This window comes from Methylomonas sp. BW4-1, from assembly GCF_052474385.1.
Map to the genome: position 1 here is coordinate 1,535,791 of NZ_CP184125.1, position 24,036 is coordinate 1,559,826.

A 24,036-nucleotide genomic window follows, 5' to 3' on the forward strand; every position below is an offset into this window, starting at 1 on the left:
AAAGAAATCACAATATGTAGTGGCTAGTGTCAATATAGGGTTGCCTAATTTCATTTCAAGTCCCTTCTTAAAAATAATTTATTGCATCAATGCAATTGACGCTTTTTAGCCTATCACTATTTTTCTTATCGTCAAGTATATTTTTGCATCAACTTGTGTGATGCAAAAAATAAGACTAAGATATGCGTCAATACACTCAAAGTTGTAAGCAAGACATGAAGCTCCTAAAACAAATCGCCACCATCCGAGTTGGCCATCCATTTCGGGGTAAGATCGAAGAAGATCACAATGGAAATGCGCGCGTCATTCAGATGAAAGATGTTGATGCCGAGCGTGGTGTTAACTGGGACAGCTTGGTGGTAACCGATTTGCCGGGGAAGAAACAACCGGATTGGTTGAAGCCTGGCGATTTGCTGTTCGCAGCCAGAGGCAACCGCAACTTTGCGCTGTTATTGGAGGAAGTGCCGTTCGACACGGTGTTGTCCCCGCATTTTTTTCACCTTACTGTGAAACGCGAGGCCAAGGTTCTGCCTGGCTTCTTGGCTTGGCAGATCAATCAGGAACCGATCCAGCAATATTTGCAAAAATCGTCGCACGGCAGCCAAGTACAAGCCATTGGCCGGCAAGAACTGGAAAACATGGCACTGGCGATACCGCCGCTTGAAAAGCAACATGCCATCGTGGCGTTGAACAAAACTTGGCAGCAACAGCTGCGGGTGATGGCCGCCTTAACCGACAATATGCAGCGTACGATGACCGGTATTACTCGCCAGTTGCTGCGTGATAACTAGAAAAACCAGAGAACCCGCTATGAACGAAACCATGGATCCAATCAAACAGGACGACATCAATAAAGCCGTCTGGGCCGCTTGCGACAGCTTTCGCGGCACCGTCGATCCCAGTATTTACAAGGATTACGTCCTGACCATGCTATTTCTGAAATACATCTCGGATGTCTGGCAGGATCACTACGACCAATACCAAAAAGAGCACGGCGATGAGCCGGAATTGATCGAAGAGCTGATGAAAAGCGAGCGCTTTGTATTGCCCAAATTTGCCAGCTTTTACAATCTCTTCGAACGCCGACATGAACCCGGCAACGGAGAGCGCATCGACCAAGCCTTGCACGCCATCGAAGAAGCCAACATCACCAAGCTGCGCGACGTATTTCAGGACATCAGCTTCAACTCCAACAAGCTGGGCGACGACAAACAAAAAAACAATATCCTGCGTCATCTACTGGAAGACTTTAATAAATCCACCCTGGATCTGCGCCCATCGCGGATCGGCAAGCTGGACATCATTGGCGGCGCTTACGAGTTTTTAATCAAAAACTTTGCCGCCAGTGCCGGCAAAAAAGCAGGCGAGTTTTACACCCCACCGGAAGTCTCCGACCTGATCGCCGAAATTCTGGAGCCGCGCGAAGGCGACGAAATTGGCGATCCAGCTTGTGGTTCCGGCTCTTTGTTAATGAAATGCGGCCGTAAAATTCGGGAAAACTTCAACGGCTCCAAAAAATACGCACTGTTCGGCCAGGAAGCCATTGGCTCCACCTGGGCGCTGGCCAAAATGAACATGTTTTTGCACGGCGAAGACAATCACCGCATCGAATGGGGCGACACCTTGCGCAACCCCAAGTTGCTCAATCCGGATGAGACGCTCAAACATTTCGACATCGTGACCGCCAATCCGCCGTTCTCGCTGGAAAAATGGGGTTACGAAGAAGCGCAGCATGATCGATTTGGTCGTTACCGTCGCGGCTTTCCGCCCAAAACCAAGGGCGACTATGCCTTTATTCTGCACATGATCGAAACCCTCAAGCCGGGCACCGGTCGGATGGGCGTGGTCGTACCGCACGGCGTGTTATTCCGTGGCGCAGCCGAAGGTCAGATTCGTAAAAAACTGATCGAGGAAAACCTGCTGGATGCCGTCATCGGCCTGCCGGAAAAACTGTTTTACGGAACAGGCATTCCCGCCGCCATCTTGATATTCAAAAAGCGCAAAACCGACGACAAAGTATTGTTCATCGACGCCAGTCGCGACTACCGCGACGGCAAAAACCAGAACTTCCTGCGTCCGGAAGACATACAGAACATCGTCGCTACCTATCGCCAGCGCATATCGGTGAATAAATACGCCTACCTGGCCAGCCTGGAAGACATTCAGGAAAACGATTTCAACCTGAACATTCCGCGCTATGTCGATACCTTCGAGGAAGAGGCGGAAATCGACTTGCTGGCGGTGCGTAGGGAGCGTGAGCAGTTGAAGGCGCAATTGGCTGATTTGGAAATCGAAATGAACCACTATTTGAAAGAGTTGGGTTATGACGCTTGATGCCACAAACCATCAACTGCTGTCGGATATTCGGCAAATCATTGAGCAGGCCCGGCAGCGGGTGCATCAAACCGTCAACAGCGAGATGGTGCAGGCCTATTGGCATATCGGCCGCTTGATCGTCGAAGATGAGCAGCAAGGCCAGCAGCGCGCCGCTTACGGCAAACAACAGTTGCAACAACTGTCGGAACAGCTGACGCGGGAGTTTGGTAAAGGCTTCGATGCCAGCAACCTGCGCAACATGCGCAGCTTTTACCTAGGCTTTCCAAATCGTGACGCACTGCGTCACAAATTAAGCTGGACACATTACCGGCTATTGATCCGTGTCGAAAATCCAAAGGCGCGGGAATGGTACCTGCAGGAAGCTATTGATCAAAACTGGAGTGCGCGGGCGCTGGAGCGGCAAATCGGCGTGTTGTATTACGAACGCCTGCTGGCCAGCCAGGATCGGGCCGCCGTCGAGCAGGAAGCTCAGGCAAACACCACGGAATTGCGCACCAGGCCGGAAGATTATCTGCGCGATCCCTATGTGCTGGATTTTTTGAATCTGCCGTCTCAAACCTTTCTGGAAAGCGAGCTGGAACAAGGCCTAATCGATAACTTGCAGCAATTCCTGCTGGAGCTGGGCAAGGGCTTTGCCTTTGTCGCCCGGCAACAACGCCTCAGCACCGACGACCAGGATTTTTACATCGATCTGGTGTTTTACAACTTCAAGCTCAAATGCTTTTTACTGATCGACCTGAAACTCGGCAAGCTGACCCATCAGGATGTTGGGCAAATGGATAGCTATGTGCGGATTTACGACCGGCATAAAAAAGGCGAGGACGACAACCCGACCATAGGCCTGATCTTGTGCAGCCAAAAAAGCGAAACCATCGCCAAATACTCGGTATTGGCCGACAACCAGCAATTGTTTGCCGCCAAATATCTGCCTTATTTGCCGACTGAGGACGAACTGAGATTGGAGCTGGAGCGGGAACGGCAAGCGGTACAGCAGCGATTGGTGCTAAAAGGGGATAATTCTGAAGGTCGATCAGATGGAGTTGAAAAATGATTTATCAAGGTAACCATAAGCTTGGGGATTTTTTTATCAGCCGTCGGGAACGCGGAACGCCAGGCCTGCCGATGCTTTCGGTCACCATGAATAATGGGGTGGTGACGCGGGAGTCGCTGGATAGAAAAATGGAAACCAACCTATCCGACGAAGATCACTTGTTAGTGCGCAAAGACGATATTGTCTACAACATGATGCGCATGTGGCAGGGTGCATCCGGTTTGGCTGATCGGGATGGATTATTAAGTCCGGCCTATGTCGTACTGGCGCCCAAGAAAGGCATCGATCCTTTATACGCTTCCTATTTATTTAAAAGTTCTCGGCTCATTTATTTGCTTTGGGCGTATTCCTACGGATTAACCTCCGATAGGTTGCGTCTGTATTTCAACGATTTTAAGCGTATCCCGGTCAATATCCCGTCGTTACCCGAACAAAGAAAAATTGGAAAAATTCTCTCAACTTGGGACAAGGCAATTGAAATTACCGAAAAACTTATTGATAACAGCAAAGCTCAGAAAACCGCTTTGATGCAACAGTTGCTTGCTGGACGAGTACGCATTTCAGGGTTTAATGATGAGTGGAAAGCGCATGAGTTTTCTAATATCGCTTCGTTATCTAATAAAAAGTTTAATCCCAAACATGCTTCGGAATCACTTCCATGCTTGGAGCTGGAGCACTTGTCGCAGCTAACTGGAGAACTATTGGGTTCGATTGATTCAACACTCCAGCAAAGCATTAAAAACCTGTTCGAACCAGGCAATGTTTTATTTGGAAAGCTTCGTCCTTATCTAAGAAAATTTTGGTTTTCAAATATTAAGGGTGTTTGTTCAACTGAAATCTGGGTCTTGAAATCGAATAATGATATATGTTTGCCTGAGTATTTATTTTATTTAGTTCAGAGCGATCATTTTATAGCTTCTTGTCATGTGACATCTGGCTCTAAAATGCCAAGAGCGGATTGGGACTATGTTTCCGCTACCCCATTTTATTTGCCGACTCTCGAAGAACAAAAAACTATCATTGATTTATTAAGATCGTCATCAAATGCAATAAACATATTAATTGAAAACTTAAATAATCTTAAACAAGAGAAGATAGTATTAATGGAACAACTACTCACCGGCAAACGCCGCGTGAAGGTCGATGAGTCATGAACGCTATCGCCCGCTTTGCCGAAATCGACCGCCTTAAATCCCGCCTGGATAGCCTACGGCCGTTGCCGGAACACACCGTTCGTACTCTACACGAACAGCAAGTGCTGGAATGGACTTACCATTCCAATGCCATCGAGGGTAACACCTTAACCCTGAAGGAAACCAAGGTAGTGCTGGAAGGCATCACCATCGGCGGCAAACCGTTGCGCGAGCATTTCGAGGTCATCAACCACAAGGAAGCTATCGATTACGTCGAAGCCATCGTGCAAAACCAGGAAGCCTTGAGCGAGTGGCAAATCAAATCGATTCACCATCTGGTGCTGAAAAACATCGACGACCGCAACGCCGGCCAATACCGGCAGGAAAACGTGGTGATCGCCGGCGCCGAGCATCTGCCGCCGGATTACATCAAGGTGTCGGAGGCGATGGCGGGGCTGATGGATTGGTATCGGGAAGCGACTGGTTTTGATTCCCCTCACCCTAGCCCTCTCCCGGAGGGAGAGGGAACTGTGTCGATGCATCCGGTGGAATGCGCCGCCCGGCTGCACGTCGATTTCGTTGGCATCCATCCGTTTGTTGACGGCAACGGCCGTACCTCACGCTTGTTGATGAACTTTGAATTGATGCGGCGCGGCTTTTTGCCGGTGATCATTCCGGTCGAAAATCGCTTGGCTTATTACGATGCCCTGGATACCGCGCATACCCGCGGCGATTACAGCCTGTTTATCGAGTTGGTAGCCAGCCTGGAGCAAGCCACCTTGGAACGTTATCTGCGGATCGTGCAAGGTTCAGTTCCCTCTCCCTCCGGGAGAGGGCTAGGGTGAGGGAGTCAGCATGAAACAACTCGCCCGAGCATTAAGAATAAATCAAACCGATGCGGAAAAACTGTTGTGGTATCGGCTTAGAAATCGGCAATTGGCTGATTGCAAATTTCGCAGACAACAAGTTATCGGCCCTTATATTGCCGATTTTCTGTGTTTGGAGCCAAAGTTAATCATCGAATTGGATGGCGGTCAGCATGCCGATCAACAAAAGCAGGATGAACAGCGCAGCCAATTTTTGGAATCTTTGGGGTATCGGGTGTTGCGGTTTTGGAATCATGATGTAATCAGGGATATTGAGTCGGTGTTGGAAGCGATTCGATTGGTTGTCATTCGATTCCCTCACCCCGGCCCTCCCCCTAGGGGAGAGGGAGTAATGCAATGACTGTCATCCCTGAAACCAAGGAAGTCTTCAGTTCGCAAATACCGGCTTTGCAGGTGTTGATAGCGATGGGCTATGAGTACCTGTCGCCGGCCCAAGCCTTTGCCTATCGTGGCGGACAAACCTCCGAAGTGTTGTTGCGGTCAGTGCTGATCGCTGAACTGCGTAAACGCCGGTTTAACTGGAAAGGTCAGGACTATCCACTCTCCAATAATGCCATCGACGACATCGTGCGGCAGTTGGCCTCGCCCGGTTTGGGCGAAGGCTTGCTGTCCGCCAACGAGCGGCTGTATGACCACTTGACCTTAGGGCTGACCGTTACCGAATTCATCGACGGCAAAAAAGCCCAACCTACCATCGCCCTCATTGATTGGGAAAACCCGGCCAATAATTGCTTTCAGGTCACCGACGAAATTGAGGTGTTGAATGCCGGCGGAACCGGCACTCGACGGCCCGACATCGTTTGTTTCGTGAATGGTATTCCGTTGGTATGTATCGAAGCCAAGCGGCCCGATCCACACAATCCGCATAAGGACATGCTCAAGGAGGGCATCTCGCAGCACCTCAGAAATCAAGGCGTCGCCGAGATTCCGCATTTGTTTGCCTACAACCAATTATTGCTGTCGGTGAATGGTCTGGATGGCCGGTATGGGACTACCCGGACACCGGCCAAGTTTTGGGCGTTATGGCGGGAAGAATTGCTAAATGACGACAGCTTCGACGCGATCAAGAACACAGCGTTATCGGAGAGTCAGGCTGCGCAGTTGTTCGGACACCGGCCGGCTTGGATGCGGCAGTATTTCGATAGCCAAACCGCGCAAGGCAAGCTGTTAGTGACTGGCCAGGACAAATTGATAGTCAGCTTGCTGCAGCCTGACCGGTTACTGGAATTCATACGCTTTTTTATCCTGTTCGATAAAAAAAGCGGCAAGATTGCCGCGCGCTATCAGCAGTATTTTGGCATCAAGAAGCTGGTCGATCAGGTCACGCGCAAGGACAGCCGCGATGCCCGCCAGGGTGGGGTGATTTGGCATACCACCGGTTCCGGCAAGTCATTTACGATGGTGTTCATGGCCAAGGCTTTGATCCTGCATGAGCAGCTAAAACCCTGCCGTTTTTTCGTGGTGACGGACCGACTTGATCTGGAAACGCAGTTGAGCAAGGTATTTGCCAATGCCGGCGCCTTGGCGTCACCGAGGGACGTCGAAAAAGCCAAGGCCACGTCGGGTAAGGATTTGGCGCAGCGCATCAGCCAGGGTAACGAGCGAATTCTTTTCTCGATCATCAATAAGTTTGCCACCGCCTCCAAACAGCCCGAGTGTCATAACCCAAGCTCCGACATTATCGTATTGGTCGATGAAGGCCATCGCAGCCACGGCGGCGAAACCCACGAACGTATGCGTCAGGCCTTGCCGAACGCGGCTTACATTGCCTTTACCGGTACTCCGCTGCTGAAAAACGATAAAACCACCAACAAATTTGGCCCTATCATCCATGCCTACACCATGCAGCGCGCGGTGGAAGATGGCACGGTCACGCCCTTGCTGTACGAAGAACGGGTGCCGGAACTGGGTACCAATGCCAAGGCCATCGATAATTGGTTCGAGCGCATTACCGAAGGCTTGACCGACAAGCAGCGCGCCGATTTGAAAAAGAAATTTGCGCAGAAAGGCCAAATTTACCAATCCGAAAGCCGCATCGAACTGATCGCTCACGATATTGCCGACCACTTCGTAAAAAACGTGGCCGATGGCTTGAAGGCGCAATTAGCAACCGACAGCAAGCTGTCGGCAATTCGCTATAAGAAATATCTCGATGAAACCAGTCTGGTGACCAGTGCCATCATCATGTCTCCGCCCGACACCCGCGAAGGTCACAATGAGGTGGATGAAAGCAATTTGCCGGAAGTGCAACAGTGGTGGTTAGAGCATGTCGGCAACCAAAGCGAAGAGGTTTATACCAAGGAAGTGATTCGTCGATTCGCCGACGAAGACGATCCGCAAATTCTGATTGTGGTGGATAAGTTGCTGACGGGTTTCGACGAGCCGCGCAACGCGGTGTTGTATATCGACAAACCGCTTAAACAGCACAACCTGATCCAGGCCATTGCCCGCGTCAATCGCCTGCACGAATTAAAGAAGTTTGGTTTGTTGATCGATTACCGGGGAATATTGAAAGAGCTGGATACGACCCTGGAGGCCTATCAAAATTTGGCCGAACGCACCCAAGACGGTTACGACATTGATGATCTGATTGGTTTGTATCATCAGGTGAACACCGAATATAAAAAACTGCCGGTTTTGCACGACGCCTTATGGGCGATCTTCAAAGATGTTAAAAATCGCGCCGACTTAGAGCAGTTCCGTCAGGTGTTGATTCCGCATTATCAGGTCGACGACGCTGGTGATAGTTACGATGCCAAACAAAAGGTGCGGGAAGACTTTTACGAGGCCTTGACGGCGTTTAGTTTGTGTCTGGAAGTTGCGTTGGGTTCGAGCAGTTTTTACGAAGACCGCAGCTTTTCCGAGGACGATATTCGCACCTATAAGCGCGATGTTCGGTTTTTTAGCCAGCTTAGGCAAATAGCCCGCCAGGATGCCGGCGAAACCATTGATTATTCCAATTACGCCGCGCGCATCAAAAAGCTGATCGACAAGCATGTGGTCGGTGAAGGCATTCGCGAGCCGGAAGGCGTATTCATCGTCAATGAACTGGGCAAGCAAAAACCCGAAGATTGGACCGATGAAAAAACCCGGAACGAAACCGACATTATTCGCACCCGACTGAAGAAAACCATCGAGCAGGATTTGCAAGATGATCCTTACGCGCAAAAAGTGTTTTCGGAATTGCTGGATCAGGCCATTCGGGATGCGGAAGCGATGTTCGAGCATCCATTCAAACAATACGTGCTGTTTAGGGACTTGGAAGAAAAACTGGCCGAGCGCGAGGTGCCGGATACGCCGGATCCACTGGCCACCAATCCGCATGCCAAGGCGTACTTTGGAGTATTCAAATTGGTGTTTGGTGACGAATCGTTCAACGCTTTGTCGGAGGCGGACAGGCACAGCTATGTCGAACAAGCGTTGGCTATAGATGAATTGGTGGATAAGGCGGTTGCGGAAAATTCCGTCAATCCGCAAAACATCGAAGCTGAAATCCGTAAAGGTTTGTTGCCGCGCTTGTTCAAGTTAATCGGCATGGATAAAGCTAAAGAAGTCATCGAGCATATCGTGCAAATCACCCGAGTCGGTTTGTCCAAAAAACCATGACCCAACAATCTATTCGCTACGGCGACGAGGAAATTAGCTACAAAGTTAGTTTTCTAAACAGCAAATCGACCAAAATTGCTATTCATATCCATCCCGATGGAGTCGTCCAGGTGGATGCGCCAGACGGTATTGAACTGTCGAAGATCAAGCAAGCCGTGCAGAAACGTGCGCGCTGGTTATTGCAGAATCTGAGCCGTATCCGGGAAGCGCAAGCCGAGGTGCTGCCCAGGCAGTACATCAGTGGCGAAAGTCATTTCTATTTGGGGAAGCGCTACCCGCTAAAAGTTCTGGATTTAACCAACAGCCATCGCCCGACCGTCAAACTGTTGCACGGGCAATTACAGGTTGTCACGGCTGATCGTTCCACAGAAAAAATCTGTCAGTTATTGAAAGACTGGTACTCATCCCATGCCCATCAAGTTTTTCATCGCCGATTGCGAGCATTGGCTCCTGGTGTGTTATGGCTGAATGAGTCGCTGCCAACGATTAAGCTTTTGACCATGCAAAAGCAATGGGGTAGTTGCTCACCGCAGGGGCATATTTTGCTAAATCCGCATTTGGTCAAGGCACCCAGAGAATGTATCGACTATGTGATCATCCATGAGCTTTGTCACTTGAAGGAACATAATCACAGTCCGGAGTTTTATCGATTATTGAGCCTGCAAATGCCGGACTGGAAACAGGTCAAGGCTAAGCTGGATGGGATGGCGGAGTTGTTGCTGAATTTTTAGTTGTTTAAATGGAAAATCCGGATAATCTTTAGGTTTTTCAAAAAGGACATAAACATGAATAAATCCGACCTCATCGACGCCATCGCCAAACACGCTAACCTGACCAAAGCCGATGCCGGCCGCGCATTGGATGGCATTACTCAATCCATTCAGTCGGCATTGAAAGCGGGTGATTCCGTAGCCTTGGTGGGTTTCGGTACGTTTGAAGTGAAAGAGCGCGCAGAGCGTTCTGGCCGCAATCCGCAAACCGGCGAAGCCATTACGATTGCTGCCGCCAAATTACCTTCGTTCAAAGCTGGCAAAGGCCTGAAAGACGCAGTTCAGTAAGTTTTAGGCCGCCTTTATTGCGGCCCCATGCCCCAGCCTTCCAGCTCAGACTGCCGTTTGACCGTAGGCACATCCAAATCAGTCATCCGGCCTTGGCTGCGGGTTAAGGTGTCTTGCCGACCACTGGAGGCCGCGCCGTATTTCTGAGGATTGAGTCGGCTTCCCGTCCCGGTGAGTTGATCGAGATTAAGCATGGATGCGGCATTTGCGGCGGTCGGCAAATGCCCGGTCTGTGCCAGGATCGCCAACCACTCGTCCAGATTGACTTGGGTCCAGTCCACGCGATCCAGGTCCGCGACTTTGATGCCGGTACAGCTCGGACTTTCCGGTGTGCCAAAATCCATGCCCAGTTGCGGTTTGATCTGTTCATTGAGGATACGTGCCAGTGGCGAGTTATAACAGCAGTAACTTTCCTTGCGCACCCAACACACGCCAGCCACCTTGCTTTCGCAATAGGTGCCCAGATCCGTACAGACTTTGAGCTGTTTCTTGGCGGCGAGTTCGTATTCCGGTTCCTCGCAGGAATAGACGATCTGGATGATCATGATGATGATCATTATCACGGTATAGGCTGTCATCAACGTGCTGAGCAGTTCGCCTGCAACAGCGGCGCCACCACCCAACTCGACACCGCCCGATTGGGCCGCCGGTGTGAGATTGCCCGCTGAATCGAACGCCGCCTGACCACCCGCGCTGAATAACGCATTACCGGCCGCTTCGCCAAAGGTTTGGCCGATCCATTCTGCCACCGATTTCATCAATTCGCCTTTGAGAGAATCGAGCAAGCCTTGCGAGGCAATGTCGCTGGTACTGAGCATGTCGGTGCCGACCAAGTCATTTACCGTTGAGGCAAAATCCGCCTGAAAACTGTTCCAGGCATCGCCGGCCAAGGTAAACGGGGTGCGCATGGTTTCCCAGGCGCCTCGAATGGCTGAGGTGCTGTCCATGGCCATCACTGCACTGTCCATCTGACTGGTCGCGATCAATAAATCAATGTAACGTCCCAGTCCCATCGCGCCCGAAGGCGTTTCACAGCAATCGACCAGGCTGAGTGCGCCACCGACCATCTTGCAACTGGCGGATTTACCTTGAAATACCTGGCAGGTAGTCGGGTCCTTTTGCTGCAGATCGGCATTGGCGTAGTCGCAATGTAAATCCATCGCCATTTGCTGGGCGCTATTCAATAACGCAACAGCCTTGCTGAAATCCTGACTCTGGGTGCGATTCACCGTGATGCAATCTTCGCCCATGCAGCGAATCGGTCCGGCGCATTGCTGTTGGGTATTGCTTTGAATGCCGGGAATGCCGACGGTTTGTCCGCAGTCGTAGGTGTCGACGCTGTCCCAACACGTGCCGGAGGCCAATACACTGGTACATTGGCTTTTGATGAACGAGCAGCCTTGGGTTTCCAGTGTCGAACAACTCCTCGTAGGCGTACTGTTGGCGGGTGGCTCTAAGCAATGGGTACCGGCGGTATCGGCCCAGCACTGGCCGTATTGATTCAAATCGCATTGTCCGGCGGCCTGGATACTCATGCAGGTATTTCGTATCCCACTTGAACTCGCCACCGGCGCTTGGGCCAAATCTGAGCCGCAGACCATGACTTGCGAAGTCGGATCGACGTAACAGCCCGAAGCATTGGCGGGATCGTTTGTGCAACTCAATTGACTGCCAGCCTGACAAATGCGGTCGGTGATTGCGTTGACCAAGTTTTGGCAATTCGGCCCACTCCAGTTCCATTGATCTTGGGTAATCAGTTTTGATAGATCGTAACGAAGCCGGATTCGGGAATAGCCTTCGCCATTACCGCCGACCATCGTGTCTTGTTTGAAGACCTTATGGCCGGTACTGTTGAAGGCGTAGGTGACATCACGGTTGGGATGATCGACCCAGCTATTACTCAACTCGCATGAGCCGCCCCAGACCCGTGGAGCCGGTATAAATCAGGTTGCCGCCGTAATAAACACGCGCATGGTCGTCGAACTCCACATCCTCCAGTGTCGCACTGATGATCGCTTCCGGATGCAACACGTTATAAGTCACTTGCCAAGTAAACACCCCGCATCCGGCCGACCAGTAGTTGTCGCCGACCCGGCCGACATACAAGTCCATGCAACCCGACCCGCAACTCGATATGCCGCCGTCGCCACTGACGAAGCGGATCAAAGGCTCGACATTGACTTGATGGGTGGCGGTGCAGTTTTGCGGTACGGTCGGTTGCCTGAGGCAAAGCTGATAGTCCAGTACCCGAACCGATTGCTGGGTTTCGGTTTGAGTCGTGGTGGTCGTGCAGTCCGCGAAAGACTGTGCCCACGGCGTGAAGTTACTGAATACCTGATCACCGTTTTGCCAGATTGGATCCGCGTGTAAGTCCGGGTGTGACTGATGAGCATTGTCGATCAGGGTGCGGTAGGCTTCGCCGGTGAAGCTGGTTTCGCCGTTCAAGGTGGTCTGTGCATCCAGACCCGCCGCCAGTGTGCCGGGGTTGCTACCATAGAGATCGGCAAAGTCCTGGGCCGTGGTCGTAGCGCTGTTAGTATCCGGAAACAAGGTGCCAATCGATATGGCACTTTCCTGAGCAGTCCCCGGATTCAAGGTTAGCGTGCCGTTGCCGGTATCGAGCGGAAATGCAAAACCATCCAGAACTTGCCGACCCAATTGTTGGCCATCACGCCCGGCCGCCTGAATGGCATCCGCCCAGGAAACGCCAAACGGCGTCCAAGCCAGCGTGACGCACAGCACCGCAGACAAGCTTTGAGTGACGAATGCTTGGGGTTCAAAGAATTGTCTCATCGCCTCATAAACCGACGCAGCAATCTTGCCACCTAAATAGGATGTATAGATGATCTTCACCCGGCCCCGGATACGTGCGGCCCGCACCCCATTTAAACGTGGTCTCGCCAATGGCGTGATTGGACTCGGTTTCGGCGACCGGATAAAACATCGATAGCCGGTATTGCGACTTGGGGATGAAGGGATAGATATAGCCGCCGCATAAAGCATCGTTACCGGAGGTTTTCCAGGCCAGCCCGCGTCGATGCAAGGACGCCGTCGCTCGCGTGGCTAACAGACTGGTGATGCGCGGGTCGGTGCCGTAACTGGTCGGCGAAATGCCGGATAAGGGATACATATGCCCCCAAGCGCCGGCACACCAGAACAAGGCATCCAAGGGATTGCCGGTGGCCGCCGCCGCGGCATCGGCCACACACGCTGAAATGGCCACCGGATTGGCAAACAACGCCGTTTCCGGACTGGTAAAAAACGCCAGCAAGTCACTGTTCCAGGTGGGATCGAGCTCGGAGACATACAGCAAATCAAAATCCCGGTAGCCGTCACTGTTACAGCGACCATCCCAGAATAGATCCATCAGGATGGTCAGCGGAAAGGCGAAATAGTGGTAATTGAAAAATGACATCTCGCTGGCATCGAAGTCGGCCTTGCCGGTGGTGGCGATCAGACGTACATTTGAGGCACTAAATTTATGGCCACCCAAAGCCGGCGAACACCAGGGATTGCGGACGATTTCAATCAATCGGGCCGGATTCCACAACCCCATGGTCATGCCTAGCTCCGGGATGCCCATCGGGTCAGTGCAAAAACAGAACTTCTCGTCGGTCGCGATGCTCGGTACATTGCCGCCACCCAGCGACGCACCGGCCGCTCGAATCGGAAATAGGCAGCTCCAGCAAATATCGGTAATCAGTTTGCCCGACCACAGTTCGGCATCCGCGCATAAGGGATCGGTAGCGGTGGTCGTTGTGTCGGCATGTGGATTGGTAGCCAGACTCATGAGCAAACAAAACAGCCAAGAGATCAACCAAGGAAAAATCAAACAATTCATGACGGATTTCCTGTCGTTGAGATCGACACTTTGCGTTCATGAACTGCTATTCGATTTCCCGTTTGCTCGACAATAGCCGGTACCCGTTGCAATTGAAAACGACTACGCACATCCGGTGTCAGTAAATACACTGGGGCGTGTAACGCGGTTTCCAATGCCTTCAGGCTCTCCCAGCCATCCTGACGCGGCAAAGCTGAGGCCAAATACATCACGCGCGCCTGCTTGTCCTGACAAGACAGTTGCCGGGCAAAGGAGACCTGGGTGAGATCCGTGGCATCAAACACCACCAAGCATAAGCCAAACGGCATTTTGTCCAAAGGGTTGAGGGCCTGTCCGGCGCGGATAATCAACTGACCATTGGGTGCGGTCAGATCCCGTGGCGCAGTGATGGTTAGATCTAGGGTCCGATCACCATCTTCCTGAACGGTTGGCAGATGTTCGAACTTTTGTTGTTCCCAGAACCGGGCTATGGCCTGTTGCTGTTTTTGCCGCCAGTCGATGGCCGCCATGCGGCGTTTGATTTCGTCGAGCAGATCGATTTCGGCAATGTCGTAGACTTCGCCCAACCGGCCCAAATCGCCGCTCGCACCAGCTTTGAGTTTGTCGTTCAGCCAAGTCACGCTGCTGACCCCTCTGGATTGCAGCAAGGCCTTGTCACCGGACTCGACGACGATGGCGGGTACCGACGACACCCCCCATTTTTGAAAGCGGGTGGGGTCGATGACAATGTTCGGTAAGGGATCGATGCCGTTCAGTAACCGCTTGAGCTCGGCGAACAAGGCCGGTAATTTTTGGCCGGGTTTTGGCCCACGAAAGACCAACAACACATCGTCTTGCCCTGAAGCGTCTTCGAAAATGCCCTTGAGCACCGATTCGCCCAGTGAAAACGAGATGAACAGGATCTTGAGTGGTTGGCAGTTTTTACTCAAAGGTGACGGGTCTGCTCCCAAACTCAAATCAGTCAGGGGTTTGGAAGCCTTGAATACTTCCAGTGCCTGCTGCCTGGCTTCAAGCTGATGCGGATTGTTTTCCAACCAAGCGGGTTTGGGTTGGCTCTCCAAAGCTTTGAGAATTTGTTGCGACCTGGTTAGCCAGGCATCGTCTGCGTGCACCGGAAAACTAATTGGCGCGAAGGCGATAACTGAAACGACAACTGCCAAGCCATGCCTGGAACGGTGCTTTATCGTAGGTATCCCTTTTGCTTGTAAGGCGGTATCAAAACAACGCATAAGCCCGCCCAATGACTTGGTGATCGTAGACATACCCCCAGTACCGAGAATCAAAACTTTTCGGTGTCTGGCCTGTGACCCAATAGGCGGCCGGTGGAATGGTTTCATAGCGTTTGAAATGGGCCGCCGGCTTCTTTAGTTTCTCCGTCAAAGGCAACCCGTCGATGATCCGTTCACCGTTAATTGTGGTGCGCTGCGGATCGACGTGTATGGTGTCGCCGGTGACGCCGGCGGCGATTTTGACGATGACTTGCCCGTCTTTGAAATACGGCGCCATGCGCTAGGCGCGGAACGCCATCAAATCGCCGCGCCAAATGTCCTTGTTGTAGGTATCGATCAGGTAAATCCACTTATCCGGCAAACAGCGATCGACTTGATCGTCGCCGCCGATTAGAAAGCGTTGGCCAACATAGCGCTCAACCGCCAACACCAATATTAAGATCGGTAAGGCCTTCAGTAAAAACCAACCCAAGGCGGCTTTGGTTTGAAACGGACGTGGCTGGGTGCGTTTCGATTGTATGTAGGCGCGGTTCATTGGTTCACCGCCCTGTGTTTTGGATATAAACATCATGGGGTGCCGAAACCACGGCCGTTGAATCAATCACCAGATAACCGGCATCGCTGAGTTTGCGCGCCTGGCTTTGCCAGTCATCGACGAATTTGGCCATTTGCTCCTGATTGGCATTGGGCGGTATCACCTGAATCAGCTTGGCCCGATCGAGCACGAACACCGGCGTGACCAAGTTCAAACGTGCCAAAGGCTGCTGAAGTTGCTGGTGAGCGGCGAACCAGCCGCCTACGGTGCCTAAACTGGCCGAGATCAAAATCACGCTCAGCCATTGCGATTTAACGTCCATGACTGATCTCCCGAGTTTTAGTTTTGCGACTGTCGAGCAGCTGTTGAATGGCATCACCCAGGCTCAAGCCTTGCCGACGCAGTTGCTTTAAGGCATTAACGTCTTCGGGTTTGGTCGAGAAAAGAATGCGTTTGAACGGATCGACGATCAGTCGGCCAATGCCGGAACCCATCTCGGTGATGAAGAAGATTTCCGAATAGGCGCCGGGCAAGGTGTGTACGGTTTTTAAGAGTTCGTAGCCACCATCGGATAACGGCAAGCGCCGATCCTGCTTCATGCCTTCGATGACTTCGGCTTTCTGGCCAAGCAGATACATATTCGCCGAGTTCTCGACAATGGCTCGGCCTGCGGCATTGCGGTATAAATCGTTGACAGACTGCGTGATGGTCACTGCCGCGCCACCGTATTTACGAAACCGGCGGTAGCCGTGTTCCATAAACTTGGCGACATCGCCTTCGGTGAGCAGATCCCAGGCTTCATCAATAATGACGATCTTGGGCCGGTTGCGCTCGCCCAGATACATTTCCTGCTGGATTTGGTAGATCAGTTGCAGCAACACGACCTGTTGCAGATGCTTGCGACCCTTGAGGTCCTCCAGTTCCAGCACGGTAAAGTCGCTGGCGAATTTGGCGTTGTTCTTACCGTTAAAATAGCGGCCATATTCGCCTTTAGTGGTGAATGGAAATAACTGCTCGCCGACATCCTTCAACCGTTGATCGGTTTCGGCACACAGGCATTTTGCAATGTCGTCGACCGACATAGCCTGAGCCTTTTCGGTCCACAGTTGCTTCAATATCCGCTTGAGACCGGCGGTTTGAAAGTCGGTCAACTTCTCGGTCGGTGCCGCCATCTGACTGACCAATCCGGCCAGCATGTCGGCTTCTTCCTCGAAGTTTTGCACGATTTCAAACGGGTTCATGCAGATGCCTGAACCGTGGGTGAACTTGACGAAATCGCCTTCCAGCACTTCGCAGAGGTTTTCGTAAGAGCGACCGACATCGATCGCCCAGATTTGCGCGCCTTCGGTTAAATAGCTGACGATGATTTCGTTGGTCAGAAAGGATTTGCCTTTGCCGGATTCGGCGGCGATACACAGGTTGTAGTTGCCGGTGGTATCGAACAACGATACCGCCATATGCTCGCCGTTACGCGACACGAAATTCAAGGTAGGGGTTCCGGTGCCGGCCCAGTCGCCGAATAGCGGCAACAACGGTATGGCATGTCGGGTGGCCAGAGTGCGATAGCGTTTCAGATCGGCAATCGCTGAACGTTCCGGCCCAAAGGGTAAACAGTTCAGGAAAAACGGCATGCAGAAATACTTGTCTTCCAAAAGCTGAAAGCCCAATTCCCGAAAATACACCCGCGCATTGGAAACCGCTGCGGCTTCTTCCTGTTCGTCGCAAAACAGCAGTACACCGAAATACGCCCGGATCGGTCGATCACCGTCACGGTAGGCGTCAAACAACACGTCGAAATGGTGTTTGCGTTGTACCAGCACCGGCAAAAACCGGGCAATCGGCGTATTGACCTGATTGGTGATGAATTGTCGAACACCTTCATGGTGGGTACGGGTCGATTCAGCGTCCGGGTAATGCAGGGTCAAACTGAGCAAGGTGTTTTGACGAATGCCGCGGGTGCCGGACAAAATGTCGCCCAGATAACTCTTGGCGCTGCCGAAGTAAAAATGATCCGGTGTGCGTTTGGCGGATAAGGTCTTAACGCGTTTTTGTCCTAGCCAAATGCCTTTTTCGTCGGTCCGAATGGCGTTGTCGAAATCCAGCAATTGATCCCGTATCAATTGGGTAGGATCGCACTCGGGTACCACCCGGTCTTTCCAGCCGGCATCGGGCTGCCAGTTGAGTAGTGTGTTCAGGATGCGCACATATTGATCGGCCCCCAATATCTCCGGATACAAGCCAATGGTCGACAACGACTGTTGTGTAGCGAGTTGCAATTCAGTTGCCCGACGGATGTCACTTTCACTGGGTCGGGGATGCCCCATGGGCAATTTCACGGTCACGAAAATGTGACTGCGCCGCAAGCGAGCCCCCGATATCGATTCCGGCGGTTTGGTGGTGCCTTGTCGCAGAAACTCGATACTGGCTTGAGTCATGGTTTTATAGGTTGGCTTTTGCTGTTTCAAGCGGCGGGTCTGCATGATGGCCAGCGATTCTTCGATGTCAGGCGAAGTCCAAAGGCTCACCTGCAACAAGGTGTCAGTCGGCCAGTCCTGGTTTAGCAACACGTTGACCCTCGAGGAGACGCTGGCATCGGCGCCGGTCAGCGGTCGGCACAGAAAACCAAAGCCAATGCTGCTATCGGCCATCAAGAACAGATGATGGTCATATTCATAAGCCAGTATCGTGAATAACTGATCGGCACGTTGGCGTTGCGCGGTGGTCATGGGGTCTGATCCTCGAAATACAGGTGTTGCATGGCTTCGGTTTGATGCTCGGTACGCAGGCGAATCGTAAAGGGATGTCGACAAACGCGAACTGCACGCTTTTTGCGTTTCAACTGCCGGGCTCTAGCCGGATGACAGGGGTTGATCGGTTTGCCATTGGCGGCCTGGACCTTGACGCTGCACGAGGCCTTCGTTGCTTGGCAAGGGCGGCGGTTGCCCGCCGCGTTCTCGGTATCAATAGTTGAACCGGTCATCGTTGTTCCAGGCCTAAATCGTGGCGGTGACGATGTTGGTGATAATGGTCGGTGCCGCAAACAGGCCGACCCCGCTGGCAATTCCCAGTACGAAGCCCATGATGCTGCCGCGCACGACACCGGCGACCAGGCCGACGATGACGAACACGATGGCGATGATGCGACCGAGCAAGCCTTCTACCCAGCCGGTCAGCAAGGTCCAGACGTTGTTGAACTCGGTGCCGCCGGCACCGGCCATGGCGTCGGATGCCATCAACATAAAAAATAACGATGCCAGGGTCACCAGTACCCCGGTTCGATGCGATGTTTTCATCAAAAATATCCTCTATGTAGTTAAAAGACGGTTGCCCGTCGAATCTCGGACGTTCAGTCCGGCAGGTTTTAAGCGGTTGCCCGCTCGCTCTCGCAGGGGGTGTGGTACCTGCGATGAAATGGTTTAAGGATCAAGGCAATTTGTGATCCAGCCGGGTTGCTGGACCGTCATCGTCATTCGCGTCGACGGGCGGCCGTTTCTCAGGCGGGCGTTGCTCGACTTGTAAAGGAATCAACGACGAACTGGCTGTCGGTGCCGCCTTGCCGATCATCCAGCGCCTGGGTTCCAGTTCGGTGTAGACGTAGTTGGACACCATCAAATCGCCCTCTGCATCTTCCCAAGGCGCGATCCAGATGCGCATCACCTGGGATGGCGTTCGAATCGGCGTGGGATCCTCTATTTTGGGCACGGGTTGTTGTAACGGAGGTGCGAGTGCCGGTTTTGACATTGGCTCTGATTCCTGGCTGGTTTCGGGAGGCGCTTCCTTTATCGCCGTATTGGTCACCTGGTAGGCCTGCGTAGTCGACAGACAGCTGGGTTCGTCCGGCATGCCTTTGCAGCTCGTAGTCGGTGGCGCAACCGGTGGTGATGGCGATCAGCAGTACACTGAGGCTATAAATAGAAAACTGATGAAAGCGTTTCATGGCTTTTTCTCCGTGGCGTTTGTGTTTTGTGCGTTTGTATCGGGTGTCGTTGCCAGACTGGGCGATGGTTTAGGTTTGTCCGCCAACCAATCCGCTAACACCTCGGGTGCGCCACTGTGGGTACGACCGTCCGGAGCGATCAGAAACGGCACGCCTTTCAAATCGAACAACTTGGCGGTGACCACGGCTTTCTGAAGTGGCTCTTTGTTGCACTGAGTGGGCGGTTCGGTCGGCAAGCCCGCGTAATCCTGTTTCAACAAGCGCTCGCGCACGGCGTCTTGGGCTTTGGTCTCGTTGGTTCCCAACTGACACGCCAGTTGCACGACGAGGTTTTGCGATTCGGGGCCGAGGATGGGGACCATCACCAGTTTGAAGGTGTATTGGTCTTGCAAGGCTTGCAGGTCTTTCATGACCTTGCCGCAGTATGGGCAACGCGGATCGATGAATACCAGCACCTGGCCTTTGCCGTGGCCAACCGTTACGGCGCCAAGGTCGTCCGCCTTGAGTTTCATCCGCGACAGGTCGATGCGGTTGGCGATTTTGTCGATATCGGCCAAATCCTTGATCTCCTGCTGGGTCCAGATGTCCATCAATTTGCCGCCGTAAAAGGCAAAGCGGCCATTGCTGGAAATAAACACGGTTTGATCGCCGGTTTTGACCATCTTCAGGCCCGAGATTGGCAAGTCTTGCATGCCGTCGATTTTGATCGACAGCAAGCCGGCGGCAATGTCCGAGACCGGCTGCTTTTGCGGATTGGCAGCCAAGGCCATGGAGGCACTGAATAGCGTGGCTATCAATAAAGAAATTTGGCGTAGCGTCATAACGACCTTTGGAGTTGGGTTAAAGAATCAGCTCGGCGACTTCAGCTTCAGCGCCGTGCCTTTTTGCACGATGAAGTTGACTTGGCGGGTGGCATCGACTTCGATGACCGGGTAAATCTCTTCAGCCATGTCCATGTAAAAATGCGACAGTCGCTCCATGGCATAACCGGCGCCTTTCAGGGCACCGCCTTCCATCGACTGCGAGGAAAACGCGCTTTGAAACGGTGTAGTACCGGAAAGAGCCCCCAGTCCGCCGGTCATCAGCATCGGAATCTGGTTACGACCAAAGGCATCGGAAAAGCCGCGTAAAAAACCCGCCATCATGGATTGGGCGAGTAGCGCGCCTTGTTTGGAAACGACGCGGCCACGTACACCGTTTTTGCCGTCTTCGCCGGTGGCGTAGGCATTCATCGGGACTTCGATTACGCCACCGTCCTGGCGTACGCAGGAAAAGGTCTCGCCGCGAAAATAGGCGCGCTCGGCACTCAAGTCGCCGAAGCCCGCGGCCAACAAAAAGCACTCACGGACATCGGCGTGGAAACGATTGGGCAAGATGGCTTCCTTCTTGATCCGAAACAGTACCGGCATCGGTTCTTTCTTGGCTTTTTTACCGGTCGGGGCATCGAGGCCGTTCAGCAACACGCCGGTCAAAATGCTGCCGGCGGGGATGAAGACATCACTGCTGGCATGATCACGGTTCGAGCGGCCTCGACCCTTGCTAGGGGCTGCGTCTTTGTCTTTACCATTGGACTGCTCAGCGCCTTCCTGGATGACGCGAATTTGCATCGCCGCCGGCGCTTGGTTATTGGCTCGTGCTCCTGAGACGCCGGTATTGCTAGCAGTCGGTGCGGGAATAGCGGCTTGCTCGAACACGCGGTTGAGATCGTCTTGCCCGTTGTCGAAGGGCGGATTGCTCGGGCGGCGGTATAACGGTCTTCCCGGTGCCGTTGGCTCCACAGCAGGTTGATTGGCGTCGCCAGGGTTGCCAGACACTGCCGTTGTAGACGCTTTGTTCTTCAACGTCTCAACTTCACCGGTGACCGCTTGAAGCTTGGCTTCATAGGCGTCTCGCTCAGCGCTGGTCCATTGTTTGAAACGGATTTCGTCGGATTGCTGTTCGCGCTTTTGTTGTTCCTCGATCGCAGCCAGACGACGGGCTTGTTCCTCGTTCTTCTGCAGCAGATCGCGCAATTGCGCGGAAATGCCGTCGATCCCCAGCGAGCGAGGATCGCTATCGGTCAGGATGTGTTGGATGGTGGCCTGTTTACTCAGCGGCTTGCTGACTTCCGGGGTCACGGTGGCCAGCGCGATGATGACGGCCAATACCACGGTACCGATGCCACCGACAGCCAGATTGCGTTTGGCTGCCGGACTCAAGCGTGTCCACCAATTATCGACGCTGGCCATTAGGGTTGACCTCCGCCCAGTAATGAAGGCCGCAAACTGGATGACGCCTCTGGCGACTGTCTGACCACGACATACAATTCGGTGGCTTCCTGCGGTTTCAAGACCACGTTGGGCCAGACCGACACGGCCAGTACGTCCTGTTGCGTCGTCGCGCAACTGCGTTCGTCGAAGTCGAGCATCTCGCTGCCGGTATTCTTTGCAAGCCCCACCAAAATCAATCGATCCTGGCCTTCCAGAACTTGGCCGGTTTTAATCTGCACGCGGTCTTGCAAGCAGCGAATCTGTTCCTGCGGCTTGGGTTCTCGGAGTGAAAACCCAGGCGGGGTCTTTTGCAAACCCAAATCCCGAAACAAGGTTTTCAGTTGGCTGATGTAGGCTTGTTCCTGTTGGCTCGAGGTTCGGCCTGTGGTGTCGGCGCGTTGCCATTGGTTCAGCAATTGGTAGCTGTCCTTATCCAGATCGAGGTGGATTTCCCGCGCCGGAATGCGTTTGGGGATCAGGGTTAGGGATAGTGCGATGTCCTGGTTGTCGCCGGGCGTGATGTATAACGTGACCGGCGTTTCGTCGGCGGTGGCGACATAAACGATTTTGCCTTTGGTACTGGTCGTGGCTTGGCTGGTGGTCGTGACCACCGGATGTTCGAATGGCGTGACCAGGCGATTCAAGTGACCGACGGCAATCGGCATCAATTCGTTGATGCCGGGTTTAACCGCGATGTGCTGCGGGCCGATTGAAGTGGCGGTCGTTGATGCCGAAGCCTGTTGCTTGGCAGCTTTCAAGACGCTGGCATCGACTGGGGGTAATTCAATGCCAAAATCTGGCTGCGATGGGACAACTGGCTGCGATGAGGAAGAATCTTCGGCCACAATGGTTATCGGTGGTAACACAGTCACGGGTAATTCATCCGCAGACAAGGCAGTGCTAACGGTCAGGAATAACAAAATTAGCGGGAATGAGCGATTCATGGTCGAGCCTCGCGGGTTTGGCCTTGCATTGCTTTCAGACGATCCAAGGTTCTGGGGGAATCCGGATACACGTCGATGTATTCCAGCCGGGGGCGATAGTTTTTAATGGCGATGATGAATTCGTAAGTGCGGGGCTTAACGTCCGGTTTGGAACTGGGACCTTGGCTTTTCAGTTCGCCGCTGACAAAGACCTTGTTGGTCTCGGCTTCGTAATCGACGTGACGCGGCGTAAAACTGATCGCGACCCGGTCCATTTTGATGGCCTTGATTTGATCGCTCATGGCATCCAGGACACTGCGGTAAATATCCGGCGCCAATAGCGGTTCGACCGCGGTTTTCAGAAAGTCGGCATTGGCTGGGGTGGTGTTGCCGAGGAGTTCGGCCAGGAACAAGCCCCAGGATTCCTTGAACTCGCTGGAAGCTTGGCTGCGGGTGACTTCGACTTCCTGCGTCAAGCTCGGTGGCACCAGAATGATGCTGCGTTCGGTGCGCCAGGCGGCCAGCGAGGTAATCACGCAAATGACCAGCAGGCCGATGATGACGACGCGGCTAAACCGGTTCTCGGTCTCGTGCCCATCCCAGGTTTGCAAAAAATCCGACCATCTCATGGCAGAAACCGGCGGATGTAGGGATTGGGGATCGTCTGCGCGCGACTCGGCAACAGGCCCAGCCAGTACAGCGCGTGTAAGGTGTAGCCGTCAGGCCTGTTATCGCGGAAACGCCGGTAAAACTTGACCGCGATGAAGCCAAGCGCCAAGCCGGGGATGAACCGATCGATCAACATGCCGGTGAGCATGCTGACCACGAAGGGTACGATCTCGTCCGCGCTCCACAACAGAATGTGGATCGGATCGTCGATTGATTGGGGAATGGCAACGGGTTCCATAATGACCTCCGGTTGGGATGGTCATTATTGTGAATGGATATTTGAATAGATCTTTTGCAGACTGACGACGAATTTGCGCTCAGCTGCAGCACTTGGCCGAATACCAATTAACTTCAAAGGGGTTTGGGGCTGTTGCTGGGCCAACATTTTGGTGGGGAAATTATTTCCGTTAGTCGTCTTCTTTATACACAAGGGGTCTTGGTCGTTTGGGTTTGCTTTGTTATTAAGCTCAAAACGCTATCGGCAAAACATTCAGACTCTATCTGGCATTAGCAAAAGCAGTAAGCAGATATATGAGTTACCTGCACTTGAAAATTAGAGATGGCAATTTAAAGACGAAACG

The 24,036-nt window shown here is 52.9% G+C and carries 25 protein-coding genes; 9 read left to right on the forward strand and 16 right to left on the reverse strand.

Annotation, left to right across the window (positions count from 1 at the left end; all coding sequences use genetic code 11):
• Positions 1 to 215 precede the first annotated feature (215 nt).
• Genes ACH5Y9_RS07125 through ACH5Y9_RS07165 form a run of 9 tightly spaced genes read left to right on the forward strand, consistent with a single transcriptional unit; the run spans position 216 to position 10,072 of the window.
• A complete protein-coding gene (locus ACH5Y9_RS07125) occupies positions 216 to 791 on the forward strand; it encodes a restriction endonuclease subunit S (RefSeq protein ID WP_415878304.1) in 576 nt (191 codons plus the stop codon).
• A 19-nt stretch (positions 792 to 810) separates the two neighbouring features.
• Positions 811 to 2,334, forward strand: coding sequence for a type I restriction-modification system subunit M (locus tag ACH5Y9_RS07130; protein WP_445369075.1), 1,524 nt, complete (start codon positions 811 to 813; stop codon positions 2,332 to 2,334).
• Entirely contained in the window at positions 2,324 to 3,388 is a 1,065-nt protein-coding gene (locus tag ACH5Y9_RS07135; RefSeq protein WP_445369076.1) for a PDDEXK nuclease domain-containing protein, read from the forward strand. Before ACH5Y9_RS07130 ends, ACH5Y9_RS07135 begins: the two co-directional genes overlap by 11 nt.
• Positions 3,385 to 4,542, forward strand: a complete 1,158-nt coding sequence (locus ACH5Y9_RS07140; RefSeq protein ID WP_445369077.1) for a restriction endonuclease subunit S — start codon at positions 3,385 to 3,387, stop codon at positions 4,540 to 4,542. The genes ACH5Y9_RS07135 and ACH5Y9_RS07140 overlap by 4 nt, the downstream gene beginning before the upstream one ends.
• Positions 4,539 to 5,366, forward strand: coding sequence for a Fic family protein (locus ACH5Y9_RS07145; protein ID WP_445369078.1), 828 nt, complete (start codon positions 4,539 to 4,541; stop codon positions 5,364 to 5,366). The genes ACH5Y9_RS07140 and ACH5Y9_RS07145 overlap by 4 nt, the downstream gene beginning before the upstream one ends.
• Positions 5,367 to 5,376: 10 nt before the next feature.
• Positions 5,377 to 5,748, forward strand: coding sequence for an endonuclease domain-containing protein (locus tag ACH5Y9_RS07150; protein ID WP_415878299.1), 372 nt, complete (start codon positions 5,377 to 5,379; stop codon positions 5,746 to 5,748).
• Positions 5,745 to 9,014 carry a type I restriction endonuclease subunit R gene (locus tag ACH5Y9_RS07155; protein WP_445369079.1) on the forward strand — a complete coding sequence of 1,090 codons (3,270 nt, stop codon included), beginning with the start codon at positions 5,745 to 5,747 and terminating at the stop codon, positions 9,012 to 9,014. The genes ACH5Y9_RS07150 and ACH5Y9_RS07155 overlap by 4 nt, the downstream gene beginning before the upstream one ends.
• On the forward strand, positions 9,011 to 9,745 hold the full coding sequence (locus tag ACH5Y9_RS07160) for a M48 family metallopeptidase (protein ID WP_445369080.1): 735 nt from the start codon (positions 9,011 to 9,013) through the stop codon (positions 9,743 to 9,745). Before ACH5Y9_RS07155 ends, ACH5Y9_RS07160 begins: the two co-directional genes overlap by 4 nt.
• Positions 9,746 to 9,799: 54 nt before the next feature.
• Positions 9,800 to 10,072, forward strand: a complete 273-nt coding sequence (locus ACH5Y9_RS07165) for an HU family DNA-binding protein (RefSeq protein ID WP_445369081.1) — start codon at positions 9,800 to 9,802, stop codon at positions 10,070 to 10,072.
• A gap of 14 nt (positions 10,073 to 10,086) precedes the next feature.
• On the opposite strand, the gene traN is transcribed toward ACH5Y9_RS07165, so the two are convergent.
• The 16 genes from traN to traL form a co-directional block, all read right to left on the reverse strand.
• The gene (gene traN / locus ACH5Y9_RS07170; RefSeq protein ID WP_445369082.1) at positions 10,087 to 11,976 is read right to left on the reverse strand and encodes a conjugal transfer protein TraN; all 1,890 of its coding nucleotides are present in this window, start codon (positions 11,974 to 11,976) and stop codon (positions 10,087 to 10,089) included.
• Positions 11,969 to 12,865, reverse strand: a complete 897-nt coding sequence (locus ACH5Y9_RS07175; protein ID WP_445369083.1) for a hypothetical protein — start codon at positions 12,863 to 12,865, stop codon at positions 11,969 to 11,971. Before ACH5Y9_RS07175 ends, traN begins: the two co-directional genes overlap by 8 nt.
• A 4-nt stretch (positions 12,866 to 12,869) precedes the next feature.
• The gene (locus ACH5Y9_RS07180; RefSeq protein ID WP_445369084.1) at positions 12,870 to 13,913 is read right to left on the reverse strand and encodes a TraU family protein; all 1,044 of its coding nucleotides are present in this window, start codon (positions 13,911 to 13,913) and stop codon (positions 12,870 to 12,872) included.
• Positions 13,910 to 15,142: a TrbC family F-type conjugative pilus assembly protein gene (locus ACH5Y9_RS07185; RefSeq protein WP_445369085.1), complete on the reverse strand. Its 1,233-nt coding sequence runs from the start codon at positions 15,140 to 15,142 to the stop codon at positions 13,910 to 13,912. The genes ACH5Y9_RS07180 and ACH5Y9_RS07185 overlap by 4 nt, the downstream gene beginning before the upstream one ends.
• On the reverse strand, positions 15,129 to 15,419 hold the full coding sequence (locus ACH5Y9_RS07190; protein ID WP_445369086.1) for a S26 family signal peptidase: 291 nt from the start codon (positions 15,417 to 15,419) through the stop codon (positions 15,129 to 15,131). The genes ACH5Y9_RS07185 and ACH5Y9_RS07190 overlap by 14 nt, the downstream gene beginning before the upstream one ends.
• 3 nt (positions 15,420 to 15,422) lie before the next feature.
• Complete coding sequence (locus ACH5Y9_RS07195) at positions 15,423 to 15,677, reverse strand: hypothetical protein (protein ID WP_445369087.1); 255 nt, start codon at positions 15,675 to 15,677, stop codon at positions 15,423 to 15,425.
• Positions 15,678 to 15,681: 4 nt separating this feature from the next.
• Positions 15,682 to 15,999 carry a hypothetical protein gene (locus tag ACH5Y9_RS07200; RefSeq protein ID WP_445369088.1) on the reverse strand — a complete coding sequence of 106 codons (318 nt, stop codon included), beginning with the start codon at positions 15,997 to 15,999 and terminating at the stop codon, positions 15,682 to 15,684.
• Positions 15,989 to 18,403, reverse strand: coding sequence for a type IV secretion system protein TraC (gene traC / locus ACH5Y9_RS07205; protein ID WP_445369089.1), 2,415 nt, complete (start codon positions 18,401 to 18,403; stop codon positions 15,989 to 15,991). The genes ACH5Y9_RS07200 and traC overlap by 11 nt, the downstream gene beginning before the upstream one ends.
• On the reverse strand, positions 18,400 to 18,657 hold the full coding sequence (locus tag ACH5Y9_RS07210; protein ID WP_445369090.1) for an RRXRR domain-containing protein: 258 nt from the start codon (positions 18,655 to 18,657) through the stop codon (positions 18,400 to 18,402). Before ACH5Y9_RS07210 ends, traC begins: the two co-directional genes overlap by 4 nt.
• 13 nt (positions 18,658 to 18,670) lie before the next feature.
• Entirely contained in the window at positions 18,671 to 18,970 is a 300-nt protein-coding gene (gene traA / locus ACH5Y9_RS07215; protein WP_064007116.1) for a TraA family conjugative transfer protein, read from the reverse strand.
• 130 nt (positions 18,971 to 19,100) lie between these two features.
• Positions 19,101 to 19,520: a TraV family lipoprotein gene (locus ACH5Y9_RS07220; protein ID WP_445369091.1), complete on the reverse strand. Its 420-nt coding sequence runs from the start codon at positions 19,518 to 19,520 to the stop codon at positions 19,101 to 19,103.
• Between the two features lie 90 nt (positions 19,521 to 19,610).
• Positions 19,611 to 20,435, reverse strand: coding sequence for a DsbC family protein (locus ACH5Y9_RS07225; protein ID WP_445369092.1), 825 nt, complete (start codon positions 20,433 to 20,435; stop codon positions 19,611 to 19,613).
• A 27-nt stretch (positions 20,436 to 20,462) separates the two neighbouring features.
• Positions 20,463 to 21,842, reverse strand: a complete 1,380-nt coding sequence (locus ACH5Y9_RS07230; RefSeq protein WP_445369093.1) for a TraB/VirB10 family protein — start codon at positions 21,840 to 21,842, stop codon at positions 20,463 to 20,465.
• The gene (locus ACH5Y9_RS07235) at positions 21,842 to 22,807 is read right to left on the reverse strand and encodes a TraK protein (protein WP_445369094.1); all 966 of its coding nucleotides are present in this window, start codon (positions 22,805 to 22,807) and stop codon (positions 21,842 to 21,844) included. The genes ACH5Y9_RS07230 and ACH5Y9_RS07235 overlap by 1 nt, the downstream gene beginning before the upstream one ends.
• A complete protein-coding gene (locus ACH5Y9_RS07240) occupies positions 22,804 to 23,415 on the reverse strand; it encodes a TraE/TraK family type IV conjugative transfer system protein (RefSeq protein WP_445369095.1) in 612 nt (203 codons plus the stop codon). Before ACH5Y9_RS07240 ends, ACH5Y9_RS07235 begins: the two co-directional genes overlap by 4 nt.
• Positions 23,412 to 23,693, reverse strand: a complete 282-nt coding sequence (gene traL / locus ACH5Y9_RS07245) for a type IV conjugative transfer system protein TraL (protein WP_445369096.1) — start codon at positions 23,691 to 23,693, stop codon at positions 23,412 to 23,414. The genes ACH5Y9_RS07240 and traL overlap by 4 nt, the downstream gene beginning before the upstream one ends.
• Positions 23,694 to 24,036: the final 343 nt, after the last annotated feature.